The organism is Halomonas pelophila, from assembly GCF_040196315.1.
Lineage (GTDB): Bacteria > Pseudomonadota > Gammaproteobacteria > Pseudomonadales > Halomonadaceae > Halomonas > Halomonas pelophila.
In genome coordinates, this window is the sequence record NZ_JBEGCI010000012.1 from 41,697 (window position 1) to 65,735 (window position 24,039).

Annotated in this window: 22 protein-coding genes; 17 read left to right on the forward strand and 5 right to left on the reverse strand. The window is 67.9% G+C overall.

What is annotated here, in order from left to right; all coding sequences use genetic code 11:
• The first annotated feature begins 72 nt into the window (after positions 1–72).
• Positions 73–840, forward strand: a complete 768-nt coding sequence (gene hdhA / locus ABE957_RS13615) for a 7-alpha-hydroxysteroid dehydrogenase (protein ID WP_349759223.1) — start codon at positions 73–75, stop codon at positions 838–840.
• 111 nt (positions 841–951) lie between these two features.
• Here hdhA and ABE957_RS13620 read toward each other — a convergent pair whose 3' ends face one another.
• A complete protein-coding gene (locus ABE957_RS13620) occupies positions 952–1,890 on the reverse strand; it encodes a LysR substrate-binding domain-containing protein (protein ID WP_349759224.1) in 939 nt (312 codons plus the stop codon).
• A gap of 136 nt (positions 1,891–2,026) precedes the next feature.
• On the opposite strand from ABE957_RS13620, the gene ABE957_RS13625 reads away from it, so the two are divergent.
• The 10 genes from ABE957_RS13625 (at position 2,027) to ABE957_RS13670 (ending at position 13,144) form a co-directional block, all read left to right on the forward strand.
• Positions 2,027–2,593, forward strand: a complete 567-nt coding sequence (locus ABE957_RS13625; RefSeq protein ID WP_349759225.1) for a TRAP transporter small permease — start codon at positions 2,027–2,029, stop codon at positions 2,591–2,593.
• Entirely contained in the window at positions 2,586–3,884 is a 1,299-nt protein-coding gene (locus tag ABE957_RS13630) for a TRAP transporter large permease (RefSeq protein WP_349759226.1), read from the forward strand. The genes ABE957_RS13625 and ABE957_RS13630 overlap by 8 nt, the downstream gene beginning before the upstream one ends.
• Before the next feature lie 30 nt (positions 3,885–3,914).
• A complete protein-coding gene (dctP, locus tag ABE957_RS13635) occupies positions 3,915–4,913 on the forward strand; it encodes a TRAP transporter substrate-binding protein DctP (protein ID WP_349759227.1) in 999 nt (332 codons plus the stop codon).
• Between the two features lie 64 nt (positions 4,914–4,977).
• Positions 4,978–6,102, forward strand: coding sequence for an NAD(P)/FAD-dependent oxidoreductase (locus tag ABE957_RS13640; RefSeq protein ID WP_349759228.1), 1,125 nt, complete (start codon positions 4,978–4,980; stop codon positions 6,100–6,102).
• Positions 6,080–6,412, forward strand: a complete 333-nt coding sequence (locus ABE957_RS13645) for a (2Fe-2S)-binding protein (protein ID WP_349759229.1) — start codon at positions 6,080–6,082, stop codon at positions 6,410–6,412. Before ABE957_RS13640 ends, ABE957_RS13645 begins: the two co-directional genes overlap by 23 nt.
• On the forward strand, positions 6,399–7,808 hold the full coding sequence (locus ABE957_RS13650) for an FAD/NAD(P)-dependent oxidoreductase (protein WP_349759230.1): 1,410 nt from the start codon (positions 6,399–6,401) through the stop codon (positions 7,806–7,808). The genes ABE957_RS13645 and ABE957_RS13650 overlap by 14 nt, the downstream gene beginning before the upstream one ends.
• A 1-nt stretch (position 7,809) precedes the next feature.
• The gene (locus tag ABE957_RS13655; protein ID WP_349759231.1) at positions 7,810–8,163 is read left to right on the forward strand and encodes a RidA family protein; all 354 of its coding nucleotides are present in this window, start codon (positions 7,810–7,812) and stop codon (positions 8,161–8,163) included.
• 342 nt (positions 8,164–8,505) lie between these two features.
• Positions 8,506–10,083, forward strand: a complete 1,578-nt coding sequence (locus tag ABE957_RS13660; protein ID WP_349759232.1) for a BCCT family transporter — start codon at positions 8,506–8,508, stop codon at positions 10,081–10,083.
• 2 nt (positions 10,084–10,085) lie between these two features.
• Positions 10,086–12,107, forward strand: coding sequence for a CocE/NonD family hydrolase (locus ABE957_RS13665; RefSeq protein ID WP_349759233.1), 2,022 nt, complete (start codon positions 10,086–10,088; stop codon positions 12,105–12,107).
• Between the two features lie 77 nt (positions 12,108–12,184).
• Positions 12,185–13,144, forward strand: a complete 960-nt coding sequence (locus ABE957_RS13670; RefSeq protein ID WP_349759234.1) for a LysR substrate-binding domain-containing protein — start codon at positions 12,185–12,187, stop codon at positions 13,142–13,144.
• Positions 13,145–13,193: 49 nt separating this feature from the next.
• On the opposite strand, the gene ABE957_RS13675 is transcribed toward ABE957_RS13670, so the two are convergent.
• The 3 genes from ABE957_RS13675 to ABE957_RS13685 all read right to left on the reverse strand — a co-directional run bounded on the left by ABE957_RS13675 (position 13,194) and on the right by ABE957_RS13685 (position 15,836).
• On the reverse strand, positions 13,194–14,123 hold the full coding sequence (locus tag ABE957_RS13675; protein ID WP_349759235.1) for a DUF808 domain-containing protein: 930 nt from the start codon (positions 14,121–14,123) through the stop codon (positions 13,194–13,196).
• Positions 14,124–14,272: 149 nt separating this feature from the next.
• Entirely contained in the window at positions 14,273–14,725 is a 453-nt protein-coding gene (locus tag ABE957_RS13680) for a universal stress protein (protein ID WP_349759236.1), read from the reverse strand.
• Positions 14,726–14,942: 217 nt separating this feature from the next.
• Positions 14,943–15,836: a LysR family transcriptional regulator gene (locus ABE957_RS13685; RefSeq protein ID WP_349759237.1), complete on the reverse strand. Its 894-nt coding sequence runs from the start codon at positions 15,834–15,836 to the stop codon at positions 14,943–14,945.
• 112 nt (positions 15,837–15,948) lie between these two features.
• Here ABE957_RS13685 and ABE957_RS13690 point away from each other — a divergent pair, with 112 nt between their 5' ends.
• The 6 genes from ABE957_RS13690 to ABE957_RS13715 all read left to right on the forward strand — a co-directional run bounded on the left by ABE957_RS13690 (position 15,949) and on the right by ABE957_RS13715 (position 22,998).
• On the forward strand, positions 15,949–17,391 hold the full coding sequence (locus ABE957_RS13690) for an aldehyde dehydrogenase family protein (protein WP_349759238.1): 1,443 nt from the start codon (positions 15,949–15,951) through the stop codon (positions 17,389–17,391).
• Positions 17,392–17,413: 22 nt separating this feature from the next.
• Positions 17,414–18,421 carry a dipeptidase gene (locus ABE957_RS13695; RefSeq protein WP_349759239.1) on the forward strand — a complete coding sequence of 336 codons (1,008 nt, stop codon included), beginning with the start codon at positions 17,414–17,416 and terminating at the stop codon, positions 18,419–18,421.
• A gap of 65 nt (positions 18,422–18,486) precedes the next feature.
• Positions 18,487–20,076, forward strand: coding sequence for a BCCT family transporter (locus tag ABE957_RS13700; RefSeq protein WP_349759240.1), 1,590 nt, complete (start codon positions 18,487–18,489; stop codon positions 20,074–20,076).
• The gene (locus tag ABE957_RS13705; RefSeq protein WP_349759241.1) at positions 20,069–21,820 is read left to right on the forward strand and encodes a hypothetical protein; all 1,752 of its coding nucleotides are present in this window, start codon (positions 20,069–20,071) and stop codon (positions 21,818–21,820) included. Before ABE957_RS13700 ends, ABE957_RS13705 begins: the two co-directional genes overlap by 8 nt.
• Positions 21,817–22,584 (forward strand): DUF3726 domain-containing protein, encoded by a 768-nt coding sequence (locus ABE957_RS13710; protein ID WP_349759242.1) that lies wholly within the window; start codon positions 21,817–21,819, stop codon positions 22,582–22,584. Before ABE957_RS13705 ends, ABE957_RS13710 begins: the two co-directional genes overlap by 4 nt.
• 27 nt (positions 22,585–22,611) lie before the next feature.
• On the forward strand, positions 22,612–22,998 hold the full coding sequence (locus ABE957_RS13715) for a RidA family protein (RefSeq protein ID WP_349759243.1): 387 nt from the start codon (positions 22,612–22,614) through the stop codon (positions 22,996–22,998).
• A 43-nt stretch (positions 22,999–23,041) separates the two neighbouring features.
• On the opposite strand, the gene ABE957_RS13720 is transcribed toward ABE957_RS13715, so the two are convergent.
• Positions 23,042–23,962, reverse strand: coding sequence for a LysR family transcriptional regulator (locus ABE957_RS13720; protein WP_349759244.1), 921 nt, complete (start codon positions 23,960–23,962; stop codon positions 23,042–23,044).
• Positions 23,963–24,039 lie beyond the last annotated feature (77 nt).

Genomic DNA, 24,039 nt, shown 5'->3' on the forward strand with positions numbered 1-24,039 from the left:
AGACGGCCGGGAGGGAACGTCCGACCGCCATTCTAATCTGTGGATACTCGCGCCCCGACAGGAGTCACGCCGATGTTTGATCCACAGAATTTCCGCCTGGACGGCCAGGTCGCCTTGGTGACCGGTGCCGGCGGCGGGATCGGCCGCGCCATCGCCGAGACCTTCGCCCAGGCCGGCGCCGCGGTGCTGGTCACCGACCTGCACGCCGAGGCCGCCGAGCAGGTGGCCAGGGAGATCACCGACGGCGGCGGGCGCGCGGTGGGCGCCGCCTGCGACGTCACCCGCGAGGCGGACCTGGCGACCATCGTCGAACAGGCCGTCGCCGAGTTCGGCGCGCTGACGCTCTTGGTCAGCAACGCCGGCGGCGGCGGCCCCAAGCCCTTCGACATGCCGATGGAGGAGTTTCGCCGCGCCTACGACCTGAACGTCTTCTCGCTGTTCCGCCTGGCCCAGTTGGCCGCCCCCGAGATGGAGAAGGCCGGGGGCGGCGCGATCCTCGCCATCACCTCGATGTCGGCCGAGAACAAGAACCGGCGCATGGCCGCCTATGGCTCCTCCAAGGCAGCGGCCAGCCACCTGGTGCGCAACATCGCCTTCGACCTCGGGCCGAAGAACATCCGGGTTAACGGCATCGCCCCGGGTGCGACCCGCACCGAGGCCCTGATGTCCGTGCTCAATGACGAGATCGAAGCCCGGATGCTCACTCACACCCCGCTCAAGCGCCTCGGCGAACCCGAGGACATGGCCAACGCGGCGCTGTTCCTGTGCGCGCCGGCGTCGAGCTGGATCAGCGGCCAGATCCTCACCGTCTCCGGCGGCGGCGTGCAGGAGCTGGATTGACAGCGAGCCGTCGAGAGACACGGCGACGGCGCGGTCGCGCGGCGGCTGGATACAGGGCTTCCCAGTGAGGGGACGATCACGCCGAGCGCCGCGACCGAGTGAGGGTCGCTCCTAACGGCGCGCCCCCACCTCGAACAGCCCCTCCGACTCGATCTCGAGCCTCTGCAGCGACTCGTCCAGCAGGGCGAGGTATGAGCGGGTCAGGCCCGAAATTCCCCTCTGCCGCGGCAAGATCACGCTGTAGCGATACTGCACCCGCGGCTCGAAGCGCCGGACGACGAGCCCCAGCCGTCGATAGTGCCAGGCCGTGATGGGGTCCACCAGCGACACCCCCGACCCCGCCAGCACGAAGGCACAGGCGGCATAGTGTAGCTGCGTATCGATCAGCAACTGGCGCCTGACGCCGGCCCGCTCGAAGACGCCATCGATGGTGTAGCGAAGGCTCTGCTCCGACCCCAGCGAGACGAACACCTCGCCCTCGAGATCCTCCGGCACGATGACCTCCCTGTCGGCCAGGCGATGCCCCGACGGCAAGACGCACACCAGCCGACTGTCGGCCAGGGTGCGCTCCTCCACGGCGGGGTCATCGAGCGGGATGCCCGATATCACCCCCAGGTCGAACTGCTGCGTGGCCACCAGATCGACCACCTGCTGGGTACTGCGCACCTGCAGGGAGATCGACACCCCCGGATGCTGCTGGCTGAACCGATCCGTCAGATCGGGCAGGAACTCGACCGATGCCGCCGGCATGGACGCGATCCTCAACGAGCCGAGGTGGAACTCCCTTAGCTCTTCGGCGGCGCGCGACAGGTGCTCGAGGGAGACGAAGGCGCGCTCTACCTCCTCGAAGAAGAACCGTGCCTCGGGCGTCGGATGGAGACGACGTCGACGCCGCTCGAACATCGCCACCCCTACCGTGCTCTCGAAATCGGCGAGCAGGCGACTCACGGCCGGCTGGGAGACGCACAGGATCTCGGCGGCCCCGCTGGTGGTACCGCTGATCATCACCGCGCGAAACGCCTCGATCTGGCGATAGGTCAATTTCGGCATGCCGGCCCCGCAGATAACAACACAGTGTTATCAAATCATACATATAAACGATTTGATGTTATATATCGCCCCACCCAACATTGGCGGGTATGCCGCACGGCCCCGGCAGACAACCACAACAAGCGAGAACGGTCCTATGGAACGACTCTTTCGTTACACCCTTACCCTGCTGATCAGCACCGTCGCGATCTGCCAGTTCATCCAGGTCATTACCCGCTACCTCCTAGAGACGCCGATCATGGGGCTCGAGGAGGTCGCGATCATTCCCACGATCTGGCTCTACATCCTCGGCAGCGTCAACGCGTCACGGGAAGACACCCAGATCCGCGCCAATGTCCTGGATATCTTCCTCAAGTCCGATCGCGCTCGTGCGCTGCTGCAGGCCATCGCCGACACCGTCAGCATCGTGGTCTCGATCTGGCTCACGCTCTGGGCCTGGGACTACTTCACCTACGCGCTGCGCGTCGACAAGGAGACCCCCACCCTCTACCTGCCCACGATTCTCTATGAATCGGCTCTGTTCCTCGGCCTGGTGCTGATGATCGCCTTTACCCTCTGGCATCTGCTGCGCAATCTCGCCTTCCTTTTCGGCTTCCGCCAGCGCCCGGATCACGCTCCCGCAGATCCCGACTATCCGGAGACCTCCGAGGTGCACGAGTTCCGGGTACTTACCGATTCCCAGAAGGACACCTCCCATGATTGAGATCGCCCTGCTGGCCTTTGCCGTACTGATTCTCCTGCTGACCATCGGCGTCCCCCTGCCCTTCTGTTTCGGCGCCGCCCTGATGGTGATGACCCTGGTCGGCGAAGCCACCATGCGCGGCATGATGGTATGGGGCTTCAGTCAGCTGACGAACCCGATACTGCTGGCTATCCCGCTGTTCGTCTTCGCCGGCACCCTGATGAGCGTGAGCGGCATCGCCGGCAGCCTGCTGAAGTTCGTCAACGTCTTCGTCGGGCGTATCCGTGGCGGCCTGGGCGCCGTGGCGGCCGTGAGCTGCGCCATCATCGGCGCGATCTCCGGCAGCGGCCTGACCGGCATCGCCGCCATCGGTCCGCTCCTGATCCCGGAGATGGAGCGCAAGGGGTATCCGCGCGCCTACTCCACCGCCCTGATTGCCAACTCGTCGATCCTCGGCCTGCTGATTCCCCCCAGCGTCACCATGATCGTCTATGGCTGGGTCACGGACACCTCGATCCTGGCGAGCTTCCTGGCCACTCTGGGGCCCGGCCTTTTGATCATGTTCAACTTCTGTCTCGTCAACATGGTGATGTCGCGCAAGTTCGACCTGGTCCTGGACGAGCCCCTGCCCTTCGACCAGATGATGCGGGATGCCGGGCGTCGCACGGGCCATGCCCTGCCGGCCCTGCTGATGCCGGTGATCATCCTCGGCGGTATCTACGGCGGCATAATGACGCCGACCGAGGCCGCTGCCGTGGCGGTCATCTATGCGCTGCCGGTGGGGTTCTGGATCTACCGCGGTCTGACCTGGCGGACCCTGCTGGAGTCCGGCAAGGAATCGGCCACCGCCATCGGCGCCATCCTGATCATGATCCTGTTCAGCCTGATGCTCAGCCAGATCTACGTCATGGAGAGCATTCCCCAGGCGCTGGTCGACATGATCTTCCAGATCACCGACAACAAGCTGGTGCTGTTGCTGCTGATCAACCTGCTGCTGTTCTTCATCGGCATGATCGTCAACGACATCACCGCCATCATCCTCACGGCGCCGCTGCTGCTTCCGCTGATGGAAGCGCTGGGCGTCAGCCCCGTGCAGTTCGCCGCCATCATGGGCGTCAACACCGCCATGGGCGGGGTGACGCCTCCCTACGCCAGCATCCTCTACCTGGGTTCCCGAATCGGCAAGGTGCGCTTCACCGAGGTGGTGAAGCCTGCCATGACGCTGATCCTGTTCGGCTACATCCCGGTGGTGGTGCTGGTATCCGCCTGGCCCGACCTGTCCGAGTTCCTGCCCGGCCTGTTCGGCTATTGATCGTCAATCCGCTCTCATCAGGAGACAACAATGAAAACCCTCAAGATGAAAACTCTTGTTAGCGCCGTCGCCCTCGCGGCCGTCGTGTCCTCGGCCGCCGAGGCCACCACCCTGAAGCTCTCCCATGTGCGCCCCCAGGACACGGCCATCGACGACGCCGCCAAGGCCTTCGCCGAGGACGTCTCGGCGGCCACCGACGACGAGTTGAACGTGCGCCTCTTCCCGGCCAACGCCCTGGGCGATTACACGGTGGTGCAGGAGCGCGTGGGCCTGGGCGCCGTCGACATGGCGGTACAGCCGCCGGCGTCCGGTGCCGACAAGCGCTTCCAGCTGGCCTACCTGCCCTATCTCGTGCAGAGCTGGGAAGACGCTCAGCAGGTGTTCCAGGACGGCGCGCCGCTTCGCGAAGAGGTCGAGAAGATCTATGCGGAACAGAACATCCAGGTGCTGGGCGCCTGGCCGGTCTACTTCGGCGGCGTGGCACTGAACAGCGAGGTGGAGAACGCCGCCGACCCGAACGCCGACAAGGGCGCCAAGCTGCGCGTGCCGCCCATGAAGTCCTTCCAGCTGATGGCCGACAACATCGGCTATATCGGCTCGCCGCTGCCGTTCTCCGACGCCTTCACCGCCGTCCAGACCGGCGTGGTGGACGGCGTGATGGGCTCGGGAGCCGAGGGCTACTACGCCTCGTTCCGCGACGTCACCGAGTACTACCTGCCGCTCAACACCCACTTCGAGATGTGGTACCTGCTGATCAATCAGGACATCTACAACGAGCTGGACGAGGCGCAGCAGGTAGCGCTCCAGGACGCCGCGCAGCGCTTCGAGGCGGCGCGCTGGGAAGGGGCCGAGGCCGACCAGGCACGCAACGAGCAGCTGCTGGCCGACGCCGGCGCCACCATCGTGCCGGTCTCCGACGAGCAGATCGCCGGCCACGCCAAGCTCGTCCGCGAGAACGTCTGGCCGGTCATCCTCGATGACATCGGTGCCGAATGGGCGAACTCCGTGCTCGACGAGGCCATTCGCTGAACACCCCGGCCCGGCCAACCGGCCGGGCCTCCTTCCCCTCTCGACCATCATTCAGGTAACGACGATGACGCCAAGGCCACCAAACGGCTCGCGTAGCGCCGACGCATGCGTGATCGGCGGCGGGCTCGTCGGCATCGCCATCGCGCTGGGACTCCAGCGCCATGGTCTGGATGTCGCCGTGCTCGACGAGGGCGACGTCGCCCTGCGCGCCTCTCGCGGCAACTTCGGGCTGGTGTGGGTCCAGGGCAAGGGCGATACCCAGCCCGCCTATGCCAGCATCACCCGCCGCTCGGCCCGACTGTGGCCGGACCTCGCCCGGCGCCTGCAGGAGCAGACCGGCATCGATGTCCAGCTCCAGCAGCGCGGCGGGCTCTATCTGTGCCTCACCGAGGAAGAACTCGAGGCCAGGCGACAAATGCTGGCCAAGATGCGCGACGCCGCGGGCGGCGACTATCCCCACGAGACGCTGGATCTCGCCCAGGTGCGCGACTATTTCCCCGACATCGGTGACGAGGTCGCCGGCGCCACCTGGTGCCCCGAGGACGGCCACCTCAATCCACTGTTGCTGCTGCGCGCGCTGACCCAGCGCTTCCGCGCCCAGGGCGGCGTGATCGAGAACGGCGGGCGCGTCCAGGGCATCGAACGCCAGGGCGAGGCCTTCCGGGTCACCACCCCGTCCGGCGACTGGTCCTGCGCCAAGGTCGTGCTGGCCGCGGGGCTCGGCAATCGCGAGCTCGCCCCGATGGTCGGCCTGTCGGCGCCGGTCTTCCCCAATCGCGGCCAGGTGCTGATCGCCGAACGCGTCCGGCCCTTCCTTCACTATCCCACCGGCCATGTTCGCCAGACCGGCGAGGGCACCGTGCAGATCGGCGACTCCAAGGAGGACGTCGGCTTCGACAGCGGCACCACCACCGATGTCATGGCACACATCGCCCACCGCGCCGTACGCCTCTTCCCGCTGCTGCGCGACGTCAGGATGGTCAGGGCCTGGGGCGCCCTGCGCGTCATGACGCCCGATGGCTACCCGGTCTACGAGGCCTCCCGGGATTGTCCCGGCGCCTATCTCGTCACCTGCCACAGCGGCGTGACGCTCGGCGCCCTGCATGAAGGCCCGCTGGCGGACTGGATCGCCCGCGATGAAACCGACCTGCCTCTGGAGGTGTTCCATGCCCAACGCTTCGCCCTTTGAGCGCCTGCCCTGCCGGCCGCAGGCCACGGTGACGGTGTTCGTGGAGGACACCCCCATCGAGGTGAGTCAGCACGACAGCGCCGCCGCCGCGGTGCTGGCCGCCGGCCTGCTGCCCTCCCGCACCACCCCGGCGAGCGAGGCACCGCGAGCGCCCTACTGCCTGATGGGGGTGTGCTTCGAGTGCCTGATCGAGATCGACGGCGCGCCCAACCAGCAGGGCTGCATGATTCCCGTGCGCGAAGGCATGCGGATTCGCCGGCAATGCGGAGCGCGCGACATGCACGGGGAGGACCACCATGGCGTCGCCTGACTACGACCTGATCATCATCGGCGCCGGCCCGGCCGGCATGGCCGCCGCCGCGGAAGCCGGCCAGCGGGGACTGCGCTGCGCCCTGCTCGACGAGCAGGAGGAGGCCGGCGGCCAGATCTACCGGGCGATTGGCCGCACGCCCCTGGCCAACGAGGCCATCCTCGGCGAGGACTATTATCACGGCCGCGCCCTTCTCGAGGCCGTCGAACAGGCCGGCGTGGACTTCCGGCCGGGCACCACCGTCTGGGGCGTCGAAGACGACCTGAGCCTCTACGTCTCCCGCCGGGGCGTCAGCCAGCGGCTGCGCACCCGGCGACTGCTGGTGGCTACCGGCGCCCAGGAGCGTCCGGTTCCCTTCCCGGGCTGGACCCTGCCGGGCGTGATGACGGGCGGCGCCGCCCAGATCCTGCTCAAGAGCAGCGCCATGGCCCCTCCCGGTCCCATCGTTCTGGCCGGCAGCGGCCCCCTGCTGCTGCTGATCGCCGCTCAGCTGGCACGTGCCGGGGTGACCGTCGAGGCGCTGCTCGACACGACACCACGCAGCAACTGGCGCCGGGCGGCGCGCCATCTTGCCGGCGCGCTGCGCAACCCGCGGCTTCTGGCCAAGGGCCTGGGGCTGCTCAGGGAGATTCGTCGCGCCGGCATTCCCCACCTCAAGGGGGTAGAGAGCCTGGAGGCCCAGTGCGGCGATGGCGAGCGCCTGACCCAAGTGCGCTACCGGCAAGCGGGGCAGTGGCACGAGACACCGTGCCAGACCTTGCTGGTGCATCAGGGCGTGGTGCCCAACGTCCAGCTGACCCGGGCACTGGAGCTCGAGCACGACTGGGACGAAGCCCAGCAATGCTGGCGCCCCCGCCTCGATGCCTGGGGCGAGACGTCGCGCTCGGGGATCTTCGTGGCCGGCGACTCCGGCGGCATTGCCGGCGCCATGGCCGCCGAGCAATCCGGACGCCTGTCCGCCCTGGCCATCGCCGAACAGCTCGACTACATCGCCGCCTCGGCGCGCGACCGCCTCGCCTCCCCGCTGCGCCAGCGACTGGCGCCCCAGCTGGCCATCCGCCCCTTCCTGGATGTGCTCTACCAGCCGGCTCGGCGTTTCCTGGTGCCTGAGGACGACACCATCGTCTGCCGCTGCGAGGAGGTCACGGCGGGAGAGCTGCGGCGCATCGCCGATGCCGGCTGTCGCGGCCCCAACCAGGCCAAGGCCTTCTGCCGGGCCGGCATGGGGCCCTGCCAGGGGCGGCTCTGCGGCCTGACGGTCTCCCAGGTAATCGCCGATCAGTGCGGCGAGCCGGTCGACGCCGTTGGCTATTACCACATCCGCCCCCCGATCAAACCGCTCAGCCTGGGCGAGCTGGCCAGCCTGAACGACCCTGACACCCCGACGAGGAACTGAGATGACCCTGCAACGCTTCGAGACCGGCGTGCGCATGAGCCGCGCCGTCGTCCATCACGACACCGTCTACCTGTGCGGCCAGGTGGCCGAGGACCGTCACGCCGACATCAAAGGCCAGACAGCGACCATGCTGGCCAAGGTCGATGCCCTGCTGGAGAGTGTCGGCAGCGACCGTGACCACCTGCTGTCCGCCACCCTGTACCTCAAGGACATGGCGCTGTTCGACGAGATGAACCGCGTCTGGGACGCCTGGGTGCCCGAGGGCAAGGCCCCGGCCCGGGCCTGCGTGGAGGCCCGCATGGCGAGCCCGGAACTGCTGGTCGAGATCTCCGTGGTGGCCGCCCTGGCAAGCTGAACTAGCCGGGCGCATCGGCTCCTCCATCGGGCCCCGCGAGAGATCGCGGGGCCCTTTGCATTGCTCGCCGATGCGAGGCCCGCGCCGCCTTGACGGCGATCTCCGTAGGCATCTGTACAGCATCCACTTGCCACCGTCGTCGATGACTTTACCCTCACACGCACTCCCGCCCCGCAGTCGATGACTGAGATGGCGCAGCGCCGCTGCTCGACCTGCCGCATTCCCTTCACGCATACCCCCATTCCCAGATAGCGCTTGCCGGTAGGCCTACATAAGCCGCTAAGGTACGCAGCCATGCACCCGGTGCATCGCCGGGAAATAACGATAACGGGAGCGATGACTATGCGGAATTCGATTCGGCCACTGGTGTTCTGGCCGACCTTTCTGGTGTTGATGGGCGCCGTGATCGCCAGCTATCTCGACCTCGAGTCCTTCCTGGCCACCACCAGCGCGCTCAATGACGCCATCCTCGACCATTTCTCCTGGCTGTTCAGCCTGAGCAGCCTCTACCTGCTGGTGCTGGCCGTGGTGGTCTACGTCTCGCCACTGGGCCGGCTGCGCATCGGCGGTGAGCACGCCGTACCGCTACTCTCCAAGCTGCGCTGGTTCTCGATCACCCTGTGCACCACCCTCGCCGTGGGGGTGCTGTTCTGGACCACCGCCGAGCCGCTCTATCACCTGATGGGGCCGCCGGAGTCCTTGGGCATCGAGGCCGAGTCCAGCGAAGCGGCGCTGTTCGCCATGTCGACGATGTTCCTGCACTGGACCTTCACTCCCTACGCCATCTATGCGGTGCCGGCGCTGATCTTCGCCCTGGCCTTCTACAACCGTCGCCTGAAGTTCTCGATCTCGAGCATGCTCGAGCCGGTATTCGGGCCGCGCATCCTGCGCTATGCAGGGATCATTGATGCCCTGGCGCTCTATTCGCTGGTGGCGGGCATGGCCTCGACCCTGGGGACGGGCGCGCTGACCCTGGCCGGCGGGACCGGTCAGTACCTGGACGGAGACACCAGCCCACTGCGCCTCGGGGTGATCATCGCGGTGATCGTGGTGACCTTCGTGCTCTCGGCGGCCAGCGGCCTGAAGAAGGGCATCGCGCGGCTCTCGGCGCTCAACGCTTGGCTGCTGCTGGCACTGGGCCTGTTCGTATTCGTCTTCGGCCCCACGGTGTTCATGCTGCAGATCGGCACCGAGTCGTTCGGCGTCTTCCTGGACAACTTCTTCACTCGCAGCCTGTTCACCGGCGCCGCCGGGAACGACCAGTGGCCCTACTGGTGGTCGATCTTCTACTGGGCGATCTGGTTCGCCTGGGCCCCGGTCGCGGCGCTGTTCCTCGGCAAGATCTCACTGGGCTACACCGTGCGCGAGTTCCTGCGCGTCAACCTGCTCTATCCGGCGCTGTTCGCCGCGGTGTGGATCACGATCTTCTCCGGCGCGGCGCTCTACTTCCAGCTGCGCACCGGCATCGACCTGCACGCGGTACTCGACGAGCGCGGGGTCGAGCACGTGCTCTACACCCTGTTCCGCGAGCTGCCGCTGGCCGGGATCTGGATTCCTCTGCTGCTGTTCATCGCCTACGTCTCCTACGTCACCGCCGCCGACTCCCAGACCGATGCCATCGGCAACCTCTGCACTCGCGGACTGACCGCCGACTCCGACCTCAACGCCGGCCTGCGCATGAAGGTGGTGTGGGGCGTGATCGTCGGCATCGTCTCCTGGGTGATGGTCAGCTTCGTCGGCATCGACGGAGTCAAGATGCTCTCCAATCTCGGCGGCCTGCCGGCGATGCTGATCATCCTGCTGGCCAGCGGTTCGCTGTGGGTCTGGCTCAAGGCGCCGGAGTCCCTGAACGCGCCCCAGACCGCGCCACAGCCAACCACCACTGTCACACCCTCACTCTCCGCACAGGACGCTCATTGACCATGCACGTGAAGCACGACTTTCCCCACGCGGTGCGCGAGATCCCGCACCTCGAGATTCCGCTCGCCGATGGCACCCGCCTGGCGGCCCGGCTGTGGCTTCCAGAAGGCGCCGAGCAGGCGCCGGTGCCGGCGATCCTCGAGTACCTGCCCTACCGCAAGCGTGACGGCACCGTGGTGCGCGACGAGCTGACCCATCCCTACTTCGCCGGCCACGGCTACGCCTGCCTGCGGGTCGACATCCGCGGCAACGGCGAGTCCGACGGCCTGATGCTGGACGAGTACCTGGCCCAGGAGCAGGCCGACGGCCTCGAGGTGATCGACTGGCTGGCCCGCCAGCCCTGGTGCAACGGCAAGGTCGGCATGATGGGCATCTCCTGGGGCGGCTTCAATTCGCTGCAGATCGCCGCGCATCGGCCCGAGCCGCTCAAGGCGATCATCACCCTGTGCTCCACCGACGATCGCTACGCCGACGACATCCACTACAAGGGCGGCAACCTGCTGCTCGAGAACCTCGGCTGGGCGGCGACCATGCTCAGCTTCTCGGCGGCGGTCCCCGACCCGGCGCTGGTCGGCGACGACTGGCGGGAGCGCTGGAAGCACCGCCTGGACAACATGCCGCTGATGGCCGAGACCTGGCTTAGCCACCAGACCCGCGACGCCTACTGGCGGCACGGCTCGGTGGCGGTGAACTACGCCGATATCGAGGCCGCCGTCTACTGCGTCGGCGGCTGGGGCGACGCCTACAAGAACAGCATCCCGCGGCTGATGGAGCAGCTGCATGGCCCGAAGAAGGCCCTGATCGGCCCCTGGATCCACAAGTACCCGCATTTCGCCGTGCCCGACCCGGCGATCGGCTTCCTCCAGGAAGCGCTGCGCTGGTGGGACCACTGGCTCAAGGGCGAGGAGACCGGAGTGATGGACGAGCCGGCGGGCACCTTTTACCTGCAGGACGGCCTGCCGCCCAAGCCCATGCATCGCGAACGCCCCGGCGACTGGGTGCGCACCGAGGGCTGGCCGAGCCGCCAGGTCGAGCCGCACCGCTACTCGCTGACCAATGCCGGCCTGGTCGAGGGCGAGGCCGCCCTGGAGCGCCCGCGGGTGGTGGATTCGCCGCTGACCGCCGGCAGCCAGCAGGGCGAGTACTGCGCCATCTGGTTCGGTCCCGACCTGCCGGCTGAGCAGAGCCGCGACGACGCCTACGCCCAGATCTTCGACGGCGCGCCTGTCGCCGAGCCGTTATCGATCCTCGGCAAGCCGCGGGTCCGCCTGAGGCTCGAAAGCGACCAGGCCGGCGGCCAACTCACCGTACGCCTCAACGACATCGGCCCCGACGGGCGGGTGGCAATGATCACCTACGGGGTGCTCAACCTGGCGCTGCGCGAGGACCTTGGCCGGCTCGATCCGCCGACCCCGGGCGAGCCCCTCGACGTCGAACTGGAGCTCGACATGGTGGGCTACCGCCTGCCGGTAGGTCACCGGCTGCGAGTCTCGGTCTCATCGGCCAACTTCCCGCTGCTGTGGCCCAGCCGCCGGCGCACCGCTCTAACCCTGATACCCGGCGCGCAGCGCCTGGATCTGCCGGTGTTCCACGGTGAAACGATCGCCAACCCCTTCGCACCGCCGGAGTCGGCACCCCAGGCTCGCCTCGAGACACTGCGCCAGCCGGTACCGCGGCGCACGGTGCAGGAAGACGTGGCCAGCGGCGCGGTCACCACCATCGTCGAGGACGACCTCGGAGCGGTGCGCCTGCTCGACCACGGCCTGTGGGTCGACCAGCGCTGCCGCGAGACCTACACCGCCCACCCCGAGGATGCGGACCTCACCCGCGCCGAGATCGTCTGGCACTATCGCGCCGGCCGCGACGAGGGCGAGGGCCAGTTCGCGGTGGAGGTAGACAGCCGCTACTGGCTGAGCGCGGATGCCGACACCTTCTTCCTGGAGGCCGAGCAGGTGGCCCGGGACGAAGGCGAGGAGGTGCATCGCCGGCGCTGGAAGGCCGAAGTGCCGCGCGGCGCGGTCTGAGGGTTGGCATGGCGGAGCAACAGGGCGGGCATGGTATTCTCGGCAGCAATGCCCTGTTGCCCTTTAGCGAGAGCCCAATGCCGAGTCGTGATGCCCTGCCGCCCCTGACGTGCCTGCGCGCCTTCGAGGCGGCCGCCAGGCACGGCAGCTTCACCCAGGCCGGCGGTGAGCTCAGCCTCACCCAGAGCGCGATCAGCCGCCAGATCAAGCGCCTCGAGAAGGACCTGGGGCGCCCGCTGTTCGAACGCACCGCCGAAGGACTGCGGCCGACGCCGGCCGGCGCGCACTACTTCCGGGTAGTGCAGCGGCTGCTTCGCGAGCTCGGCGACGAGACCGCCCGGCTGCGCCGCCACGGTGACGATCAACAGCTGACTCTGGCCTCGAGCCCAACCATCGCCTCCCACTGGTTGGCGAGGCGTCTACCCGACTTCCAGCGCGCCCATCCCGAGATCGAGATCCGCATCCTGACCGTTGAGGACCCCTACCGCCTCGATCTCGATGAGTTCGACCTGGCGTTCTACTACCACCTGAAGGGCGAGGTCGACCCGCCCGGCCTGCTGGCCGAGCCGCTGTTCGGCGGCGAGGAGGTAATCGCCGTGTGCAGCGCCGCCTACCTGGAGCGTCACGGCGCGATCCACGACGCCGACGACCTGCTGGCGCGACACACCCTGCTGGTGGTCGAGGACCACTATAACGATTGGCTGACCTGGGAGGTCTGGTATCGCGCCCAGGGACTAGACTGGCACCCTCCGGCCCATCGCCTGCGAGCCAACAGCTTTCAGCTGCTGATGAACGCCACCCTGGCTGGCCAGGGCGTGACGCTCGGCTGGGCCAAGCTGCTCGAGGCCGACCTGCGTCAGGGCACCCTGGTGCAGGCGCTGCCCCTGTCGCTGCCGAGCCCCGGCACACTCTCGCTGCTGACCCCGCAGCACCGCCATCTGCGCCCCGCCCCGCGTGCCTTCCGCGACTGGCTATTGGAGGAGCAAGGCAGCGCCGGACGCAAGGGCTGCTCGATGGACGCCGCCCCTCGCACCTGACATCACCTTGCCGAAAGACCGCGCCGAGAGGCCTGACTCCCGCACGCCCTCACCCTGCCCTGCTCGCCCATAGCCGCTGCCCCAGACTCACCGCGCCCAGCAGCAGCGCGCCGACCAGCAGGCCGAAGAGCATGTTGAGCAGCGACGGCCCCAGGCCATGGACCACGGCATCGAGCCCCGGGACGTCGAGTCGAGCCTCGGCCACGCCCTGCACCAGGTGATGGACCGCGGGAATGCCGTGGGTGAGGATGCCGCCGCCAACCAGGAACATCGCCACGGTGCCGACCACCGACAGGCCCTTCATCAGGTAGGGCGCCCCGGCCAGCAGGCCTCGCCCTATCGACGCCGACAGCCCCTCGCGACGGCTCAGGTAGAGGCCCAGGTCGTCGATCTTGACGATCCCCGCGACCAGCCCGTAGACGCCGACGGTGATCGCGAGGCCGATCCCGACCAGCACCGCGACCTGCATGCCCAGGGTCGCGCCGGCCACCGTTCCCAGGGTGATCACGATGATCTCGGCGGAAAGGATGAAGTCGGTGCGCACCGCGCCCTTGATCCTTTGCGCCTCGAAGGCGCGCATGTCGACCGTTTCGTCGGCCACGGCCGTGAGGCGACGGCGGTGCTCCTCCTGCGCCTTTTCGCCCTGCAGGAACTTGTGCGCCAGCTTCTCGACGCCTTCAAAGCAGAGGTAGGCGCCACCGAGCATCAGCAGCAGGGTGACCGCCCAGGGGATCAAGGCGCTGATCGCGAGCGCCGCCGGGATCAGGATCAGCTTGTTGATGAGCGAACCCCGCGCCACCGCCCAGACCACCGGCAGCTCCCGGTCGGCCTGGATGCCGGTGAGCTGCTGGGCGTTGAGCGCCAGGTCGTCGCCCAGCACGCCGGCGGTCTTCTTGGCCGCCACCTTGGTCATCAGCGAGACGTCATCGAGGAGCGTAGCGATGTCGTCGATCAGGGTCAGTAGGCTGCTGCCGGCCAACGCGGTGACTCCTTGAGAGGTGGGTCGGCAGTGCGGAAGTGCACTGCCGGAGGGTGGGGGCCGCAGATGAGGCAGGCCCCGGAGGAAGACGCTGGAAGAGGGCTCTTATCAACAGGCCGTTATCAACACCCCCTGATCGGCCGGCCCCGTCAGGTCACGGTGACCACGGTGCAGCCGGCAGTATGGCTGACCTTGTGGGAGACGCTGCCGAAGACCAAGCCGCGCATGTCGCTGACCCCGCGGCTGCCCATGATGATGGCATCGACGCCGAGGGTCTCGGCCGCCTCGTTGATGAGCTGGGCCGGACGGCCCTGGTGCACCACCTCCTCGACCTCGATGCCCTCGAGGTCGACCGCACTGCGGGCCTGTTCGATGATCTTTTGCGCCTCGTCCTTCATGCCGGCGGCCAGCTTCTCGCGATCCTCCTCGGAGAACGGCTCGGCGGTGCCGCCGGTGAACAGGCCAATGTTGTCGGGCGGAAACTCGGCCACGGTCATCAGGTGCAGGGTCGCCCCCGCGCCGCGGGCCAGCTGGGCCGCCACGGTGAGCGCCTTCTCGGCATGGGTGGATCCATCGAGCGGGACAAGGATTGACGAATACATGGCGGGTCTCGGTCCTGTACGGGTGGGAAGCGGGCCGCGGGCGGCCCTTTACCCTCAAGACTAGACGCTACCCACATTTCGGCAAATACCGATATATAAAGCGCCCGGGTGGCCGGCCGGAAGCGAGGCGAGGGCGCCGGGTCGCGTGGAGCGAGCGCGGTGTACTCGTCAGCCGCTGCCTCGCGCGCGCTCGTCGCCTCACGGGGCGACCCGGGCCTCAGGGGGTGACGAAGGCCTCCGAGCGAAGCGACTCGATGACGAAGGCCTCCATGGCCTGGGCCGCCGGGGAGAGGCTGCGCTGTCCGGGGCGCAACAGGCCCAGCTCGCGCTCCACCAGCGGGTCCACCAGCGGGATGAAGCGCAGCCGAGCGTACTCCTGGGGGAAGGCCAGCCGCGGCAGGGTGGTGATGCCGATCCCCGCCACCAGCATGGCGGTCAGCGAGATCATGTTGGAGATGTCGAAGGCGCTCTCGGCCAGCAGCGGCTCGGCCTCGGTGCCCTCCAGCAGCCGCGAGGTGCCGTTACGGATCAGCACCTGGCCCTGCAGCGCCTCCCAGCCGAGCTCGGCCCGCTCGGCCAGGGGATGATCATCCCGGCACACCACGCCGACGTCATCATGCATCAGCGGCGTGAAGGAGAGCTCGTCATCCTCCCGCCACAGGCTGGTGAAGCCCAGCTCGACCTCGCCGCCGGCCACCAGGCGCCTGACGAAGTCCGCGCTGCCGTCCTGCAGGCTCACCCGCAGGTCGGGATAGCGCAGGATGAAGTCGCTGAGCAGCCGCGGCATCAGCCGGCTGGCCACCGAGGGCACCGCGGCCATGTCTACGTGCCCCGCCTGTTTCTGCACCTGCGCCCAGAGCTCGCGGCTCAGGCGGTCGTGCTGGGTGATCAGCTCGCGGAAGCGCGGCAGGCAGTAGCGACCGAAGGGCGTGAGGGCCGCCTTGCCGCCCTTCTCGAACAGCGGCTCGCCCAGCCGCTGCTCCAGCTCGCGCACCGCCATGGACACGGCCGGCTGGGTGCGGTGCAGCTGGCGCGCCGCGGCGTGGAAGCCGCCCTCATCGACGATGGCCAGCACATAGCGCAGCGGTTGAATCTTGAGCTCCGGCAGCATGGCCACCTCCCGGCCTTGTGGTAAGAAAGACTGATCATCGGATCTTTTTTATTGATTATGCTTATCTTGGGCCCTCGCCTAGGATGACGGCAACGTCACTAAGGAGGTCTCCATGTCACACGTTCATTCCCTCTACATCGATGGCAGCTGGGTCGACGGCCAGGACAGCATCGCCAACCTCAATCCGTCCGACACCAGCGACGTGATCGGCCACTACGCCCAGGCCGGCGTCGACCAGGTCGGCGTGGCCATCGCCGCGGCGCAGCGCGGCGTGAACGAGTGGCGCCATAGCGGCCTGGAGCAGCGTTACGGCGTGCTGATGGCCATCGGCGACGAGTTGATCGCCCGCAAGGACGAGCTCGGCCGCCTGCTGGCCCGCGAGGAAGGCAAGGCCCTGGCCGAGGGCGTGGGCGAAGTCTACCGCTCCGGGCAGTTCTTCCACTACTACGCCGCCGAGGTGCTGCGCCAGATCGACGAGCGGGTCGATTCCGTGCGCCCGGGCGTCGAGGTCGACACGCGCCGCGAGCCGGTCGGCGTGGTGGGCATCATCAGCCCCTGGAACTTCCCCATGGCCACCGCGGTGTGGAAGATCGCCCCGGCGCTGGCCTTCGGCAATGCCGTGATCTTCAAGCCGGCCAACCTGGTGCCGGCCAGCGCCTGGGCGCTGACCGAGATCATCAGCCGCCAGGCGCTGCCCGCCGGCACCTTCAACCTGCTGATGGGCCCGGGTTCCAGCGTCGGCGATGCGCTGATCTCCAGCCCTGACATCCACGCCCTGAGCTTCACCGGCTCGCTGGACGTGGGCCGCCGCGTGGCCGCCGCCACCGCCGGCAACCTGGTCAAGTGCCAGCTGGAGATGGGCTCCAAGAACGCCCTGATCGTCGCCGATGACGCCAACCTGGACCTGGCCGTGGAGGCCGCCTTCGCCGGCGCCTACTCCGGCACCGGCCAGAAGTGCACCGCCTCCTCGCGCCTGATCGTCACCGAGGCCGTGCACGACGCCTTCGTCGAGAAGCTCATCGCCAAGCTCGAGACCATCCGCGTCGGCCACGCCCTGGAAGACGGCGTGCACATCGGCCCGGCCGTGGACGCCCGCCAGCTGGAGTCCAACCTGGCCTGGATCGAGCGTGGCAAGGCCGACGGCGCGACCCTGGCCTTCGGCGGCGAGCGCCTCGAGCGCGCCACCGACGGCTTCTACATGGCCCCGGCGCTGTTCGTCGACACCACCAACGACATGGCCATCAACCGCGAGGAGGTCTTCGGGCCGATCGCCTGCGTGATCAAGGTGCGTGACGCCGAGGAGGCCATCGCCACCCTCAACGACACCCACTTCGGCCTCACCGCCGGCATCATCACCGACTCCCTGAAGCTCGCCAGCGACTTCAAGGCCCGCGCCGAGACCGGCTGCGTGATGGTCAACCTGGCCACCGCCGGCACCGATTATCACGTGCCCTTCGGCGGTCGCAAGAACTCCAGCTTCGGTCCCCGCGAGCAGGGCCGCTACGCCCGCGAGTTCTACACCGTGGTCAAGACCTGCTATGTGAAGGCCGGCTGAGCCGAAGCCTGAGGAGAGCGTCATGTCAAAAGAGATGCTGATCGTCGACGGCCTGCAGTACTCCAACTGGTCGCGGGAGATCTTCGAGCAGATGCGCGAGGGCGGCGTCGATGCCGTCCACGCCACGCTCGTCTATCACGAGAACATCCGCGAGACCCTGACTCGCCTGGGCGAGTGGAACCGCCGCTTCGAGGCCCATGGCGACCTGATCATGCCGGTACGCCACGCGGGCGACATCGAGCGCGCCCGCCAGGCCGGCAAGGTGGGGATCTTCCTGGGCGCCCAGAACTGCTCGCCCATCGAGGACGACATCGACATGGTCGCGGTGATGCGCGACCTGGGGCTGCTGATCATGCAGCTGACCTACAATAACCAGAGCCTGCTGGCCTGCGGCTGCTATGAAGCCGAGGACAGCGGCATCACCCGCTTCGGTCGCCAGGTGATCCGCGAGATGAACCGGGTGGGCATGGTCATCGACATGTCGCACAGTGCCGAGCGCTCAACACTCGAGGCCATCGAGCTCTCCGAGCGGCCGGTGATCATCTCGCATGCCAACCCGAGCTCCTTCCATCCGGCCAAGCGCAACAAGTCGGACAAGGTGCTCGAGGCGATCGCCGAGTCCGGCGGCCTGCTGGGCTTCTCCGCCTACCCCTTCCACCTGAAGAACGGGCCGGACTGCAGCCTCGAGGACTACTGCGACATGATCGCCCGCACCGCCGACCTGATGGGCATCGAGCATATCGGCATCGGCACCGACCTGTGCCAGGAACAGCCGACCTCGGTGCTGGAGTGGATGCGCAACGGTCGCTGGTCGAAGGAGATGGACTACGGCGAGGGCAGCAAGGGCAACGCCGGCTGGCCGCGGCCGCTCGCCTGGCTGCGCGACAGCCGCGACTTCCCCAACCTGGTCGCGGGGCTGCGCCAGCGCGGCTTCGACGAGGCCTCGGTCGCGCGCATCATGGGCCAGAACTGGGTCGAGCTGCTGGAGCGGGCTGCCACGCCAGCCCAGGCCGAGGAGGCCGCCGCCTGACATCGCCGCGCGCTTCGGGACAATAATAAGGGCCCCTCAGGGGCCCCCATGTAAAGGCCAACGACATGACACAACATCACGCCACTCAGTCCGCCGCGCCGACGCGGCGCGAGCACCGCCTGGGCGACCCCGTCGTCCTGGTGCTCAGCGTCGGCTTCATCCTGCTGTTCATCGCCCTGTCGCTGTACGACATCGACGGGGTGGCCGAGGTGATCGGCGCCGGCTTCGCCTGGACCGCCGCCACCCTCGGCTCCTATTTCCAGCTGCTGCTGCTGCTGACCTTCTTCATCGGCATCGGCGTGGCCCTCACCCCCGCCGCCAACGCCCGGATCGGCAACCTCGCCACGCCGGAGATCAGCACCTTCAAGTGGCTGTCGATCATCATGTGCACCCTGCTGGCCGGCGGCGGCGTCTTCTTCGCCGCGGGCGAGCCGGTCTATCACTTCGTGGTCACCCCGCCGGCCTTCGACACCGAAGCCGGCACGGTTGACGCCGTGGCCGGCGCCCTGGCGCAGTCGTTCATGCACTGGGGTTTTCTGGCCTGGGCGGTGCTCGGCTCGCTGACCGCGGTGGTGCTGGCGCATGCCCACTACGACAAGGGCCAGCCGCTGCAGCCGCGCACCCTGCTCACTCCGATCCTCGGCGAGCGAATCATCCAAGGCTGGTTCGGCGGCGTGATCGACGCCCTGTGCGTGATCGCCGTGGTCGCCGGTACCGTCGGCCCCATCGGCTTTCTGGCCACCCAGGTCAGCTTCGGCCTGCACGAGCTGTTCGGGGTCTCCGAGGGCTACGGCACCCAGCTCGCCATCCTGGTGGCGCTGGCCGTGGTCTACGTCACCTCGGCGGTGACCGGCATCCACAAGGGCATCCAGATCCTCAGCCGGTTCAACGTCTTTCTGGCGCTGGTCATCGCCGCGGCGATCTTCGTCTTCGGTCCGACGCTGTTCTTGACCAACGCCTTCACCCAGGGCTTCGGCACCTACCTGACCTCGTTCTTCTCGATGGCCACCATGACCGCCGAGACGGCGCCAGACTGGTGGATGCAGTGGTGGACGGTGTTCTTCTTCGCCTGGTTCATCGGCTATGGGCCGCTGATGGCGATCTTCGTGGCGCGCATATCGCGCGGGCGCTCCATCCGCCAGATGATCCTGGCCGTGGCCGTGCTGGCGCCGATCGCCACCACCATCTGGTTCACGCTGCTCGGCGGCTCGGGGATCCACTACCAGCTGACCGGGGTGATCGACCTCACCGAGGCGCTCAACAACTTCCAGTTCGACGTGGCCACCCTCACCGTGGCGCAGGCGCTGCCCGGTGGCACCCTGATGGCCGTGGCCATCCTGATGCTGACCACCATCTTCGTCGCCACCACCGGCGACTCGATGAGCTACGCCATCGCCGTGGTGGGCTCCGGCCACGATCGCCCCAGCTCGCTGATTCGCGCCTTCTGGGGCATCGCCATGGCCATCATGGCGGGCATCCTGCTCTACATGGGCGCCGGCCAGATCAGCGTGCTGCAGCAGTTCATCGTGATCACCGCCATTCCGGTCTCGCTGGTGCTGCTGCCCTCGCTGTGGACCGGCCCCCAGGCCGCCTATGCCATGGCCCGCGAGCAGGGCCTGCTCGCCCGCCGCCCAGTGGAGTCCCACGATGCTTGAGTACCGCTACCCGATCGCCGGCACGGTGCCGCTGCGCAACGCCGGCGAAGTCATGGACCTCGAGCGGCTGGGCAGCCTGCCGGCCAGCCGCCTGAGCTTCGTGCGCAGCCTGGTCCGCCAGATGGCGCGCCAGCGCTGGCAGATCAGCACCGCTCGCTTCGACCTGGATGAGCGGGGGCACGGCGTCGCCATCTATCGCCTGCAGACGCCCCAGGGCCGCTATCACGGGGTGATCTTCTCCCAGCAGCTGGCCGACGATCAGCGCTCCGACCGGGTGATCGCCCAGGCCTGGGACGTGACCTTCGGCGTGGTCGAGGGCGACGTCGACGACGCCCTGCTCGAGCAGATGGCCGCCAACGTGCCGTTGCAGGAGGCCGGCCGCCAGCACCCGCGGCTGCTGGTGCTCTCTCGCGCCAATCGCAGCCTGCGCAATTTCGCCCACTTCGTGGAGTCGCTGTCCGCCGGTCAGCAGCCCGATCCCGCCTGGCTGACCCGGGTCGGCTACCTCTACCGGACCACGGCGGTCTACGGCAACGGCAAGTTCGGCATCGCCGACTTCGTGCGCCTGCAGGACAACCCCGACTTCCACCGCCCCTTCTCGGCCCAGATGCTGGCGGTCTACCTGCTGCGCCACTTCTCCATCGAACAGGTGGAGCACATCGCCCGCTGCCAGGCGCCCGAGCAGGCGGTGCCCATGGCCACCGAGCTGCGCCGCTACTTGGGCATCGGCAACTCCACCGGGCTCGGCATGGCGCCCTTCCTGATCAACCACCCCCAGCTGATCCAGCAGTGGGTGACCTGCCGGGAGACCGCGCTGGCCCTGGCGCTCGGCCAGACGCCCGACGAGGAGCGTCGCCAGCGGCTGATCGCGCTGACCCACCGCGCCATGCGCCACCTCGACCAGACGGTCACCGAGGACGCCGAGCAGGGCGAGCGCAATGCCGCCGTCGTCGCGGCGCTGCCGGAGGTGATCGCCTGGCTCGAGGAGGTGCCGCTGGAGGAGACCCTCTGGCCGCAGCTGGCGGCCTGGAGCGCGCGCACTCTGCCGCTGGAGGCCCAGGAGCTGGTCAACACCCTGCTGATCGAGCTCTACCCCGAGCAGGTCGATCCGCTGGAGGACCAGATGGGCATCGAGGAGCGCCTCGAGATGACGCCGGACATGCCGCTGGTGCGCCTCAAGCAGCTGATCGAGACCCACTACGACTGGGCCCTGGCCGAGGACTTCGAGCAACCCGAGGCGCGCTACTGGTTCTGGTACCGCTCCGCCGAGAAGGAGGAGCCGCGGCTCGGCGTGCGCGGCCAGGAGCCGGGGGCCGAAAAGGAGCTGTCGCTGGCCATCGCGCCGCGGGTCCATCACACCCACGGGGTGCTCTCCGAGTTCCTCGAGGCCAACCCCCGCGCCCTGGTGGTGGAGTTCCTGATCGCCCATCCGCGCCACAAGGATATCGTGCGGCGGATCCAGACCATGGCCGAGACGCCCTACGGCGAGATCCGCGCCAACCTCTGGCATCGCGACATGAAACCCATGCACCTGCTGCGCACCAAGCTGGCGTTCTTCGGCGCCGGGCGCTTCGACCCCAAGTCCGACCGTTGGGTGCGCATCACCCTCTTCCAGGGCGCGCCGCTGGTCGAGGAGCTCAACGCCGAGCCCCGGGATCTGGCCGAGGTCGATGACTGGAGCTTCCCGCTGGAGCCTGAGGGGATCATGCACGCACAACGACAAGAGGTAGGAGAAACATCATGAAGGCGTCCTACAACGAGCTGCAGGGCCTGTGCCGCAAGGCGTTCATCGGCATGGGCTTCGAGGAAGGCGACGCGGCCGACGCCGCCGACATGGTCGCCTGGATGCAGTGCTTCGGACTGGGCGGCCTGGCCGCCCTGAACCGCGGCCTGGACTTCCTGCTCACGGACGACCCCGACGAGCTGCCCAGCGTGCTCTACCAGGACGGCGACCTGGCGGTGGTCGACGGCCATGGCCAGAGCGTGCTGCGAAGCTCCACCCTGGCGCTGGAGCTCGGCTTCGCCAAGGCCCGCGCGCGCGGCCTCTCGGTGATCAAGATCCGCCACTGTCACAATCGCCAGCTGATCATGGGCTACCTGGCGCGACTGGCCGGGCGCGGCATGAACGTCACCGCCTTCTGGCGTAACGCCGAGCATCCGCCGACCGAGCAGGTCGTCGGCTTCCAGGCCAACAGCTCGGTCCCCGAGATCCGCGTCTACGCGGTCAAGGAAGTCCCCGAGGAGCACGAGCCCAACGACGGCATCACCCTGGTGATGGCCAACCACGTCGACCTGCTGCCGGCGATGCGCTCGGACTATCGCTACGACGTTTTGGCACGCCACAACGAATCAGACCTGCTGGCCTGCCGCAACCAGTCCCTGGCCGAGGGCATCGAGGTCGACGAGGCCGTCTGGGAGCGACTCAAGCACCTCGCCACCCGCATGCTGGTGGAGGCCACCGAGGCCTCCCGGGAAGGGGCCGGCGCTGGCACCAACGATAACGACTGACCCTGAGACAGAGACGAGACCAACGACATGATTCACCCCGTACGCACCGACCTCTTCGCCTCCAAGGCGCCCCTGGAATGGGCCGTCGTCGGTAACGGCATCCTGTTCACCGCCCAGATCCCCATCGGCGCCGACGGCCAGGTGGTCCAGGGCGGCATCGAGGCCCAGACCCGCCAGACCCTGGACAACCTCGCCCACACCCTGGAGAAGGCCGGCGCCGGCGTGGAGGCGCTGACCCAGGTACTGATCTACGTCACCGCCCGCGAGGACCTGGCCACGGTCAACAAGGTCTACGCCGAATACGTGCGCGAGCCCTACCCCAACCGCGCCGCCATCATCGTCTCCGGCTTCGCCCGGGAAGAGATGCTCGTCGAGATGGTGGCCTACGCCGCCGTGGACGCCGACGCTTCCTGAGCCCCACCAGCACCCCATCACCCCACGGAGGGCGGCCACGTCGTCAGCCCTCCACCCTCCTCCCCAACTCCTCGAGATAGCCCTCCAGCACCCGGTTGGGCGGCGCGCCCTTGCGGGTGATGGCGCTGTAATGGGTCACGTAGCGGCAGGTGTGCGGCCTCAGGGCACGCATCCTGCCGTCGCGCACCCAGCGCTCGGCGACGTGCGTCGGCAGGTAGCCTATGTAGCGGCCGGAGAGGATCAGGAAGGCGATGCCCTCCCGATCCGTGGCCGAGGCGGTGGCCGTGAGCGATTCGTGCTGGGCCTTGATCTCCGGACTCTGGGCATAGGCCGGCGTCACCGCATCGCTGCTCGCCAGCTGCTCCTCCGTCACGGTCTCGGCGTCGAACAGTGGATGACCGCGAGCGCAGTAGAGCTGCGACGTCTCCTCGTAGAGCGAGAGGTAGTGCAGCCCGGGCAGAGTCTTGATCGCCGGCACCACGCCGGTGTGCAGGCGCCCGTCCAGCACGCCGAGCTCGATGTCATGGGGCGGGATCATGCGGATATTGATGCGCACTTCGGGACCACGCGCCTTCAGGGCGCTCAAGGCATCAGTGATGTGCATCTGTGGCATGGTCACCAGGTTGTCGGTGATGCCGATGTTCAGCTCGCCCTTGAGCCAGGCGTGGAGGCCGTTGACGCGGGTGCGAAATCCCTCCGTGGCCGCCTGCAGCTGCAGTGCGGCCTCATAGACCTCGGCGCCCTCGTCGGTCAGGGCGAAGCCGCTGCGCCCCCGCTGGCAGAGCCTCAAGGCCAGGCGCGTCTCCAGGTCGTTCATCGCCATGCTGATGGCGGCGCGGCTGATGTTGAGCTCCACCTCGGCGGCGGAGAAGCCGCCGCACTCCACGACCTTGCGATAGATGCGCAGCAGCCGCAGGTCCGCATCGCTGAGCTGTCCCGACAGGGCCTCCTTGCGACGTGCCATTGCCTCTCCCCCTCGCGGTGATATGCCTTTCACAGGCTATGCCGGACGAACCGAAAAGTTAAGGAAATGATTACATG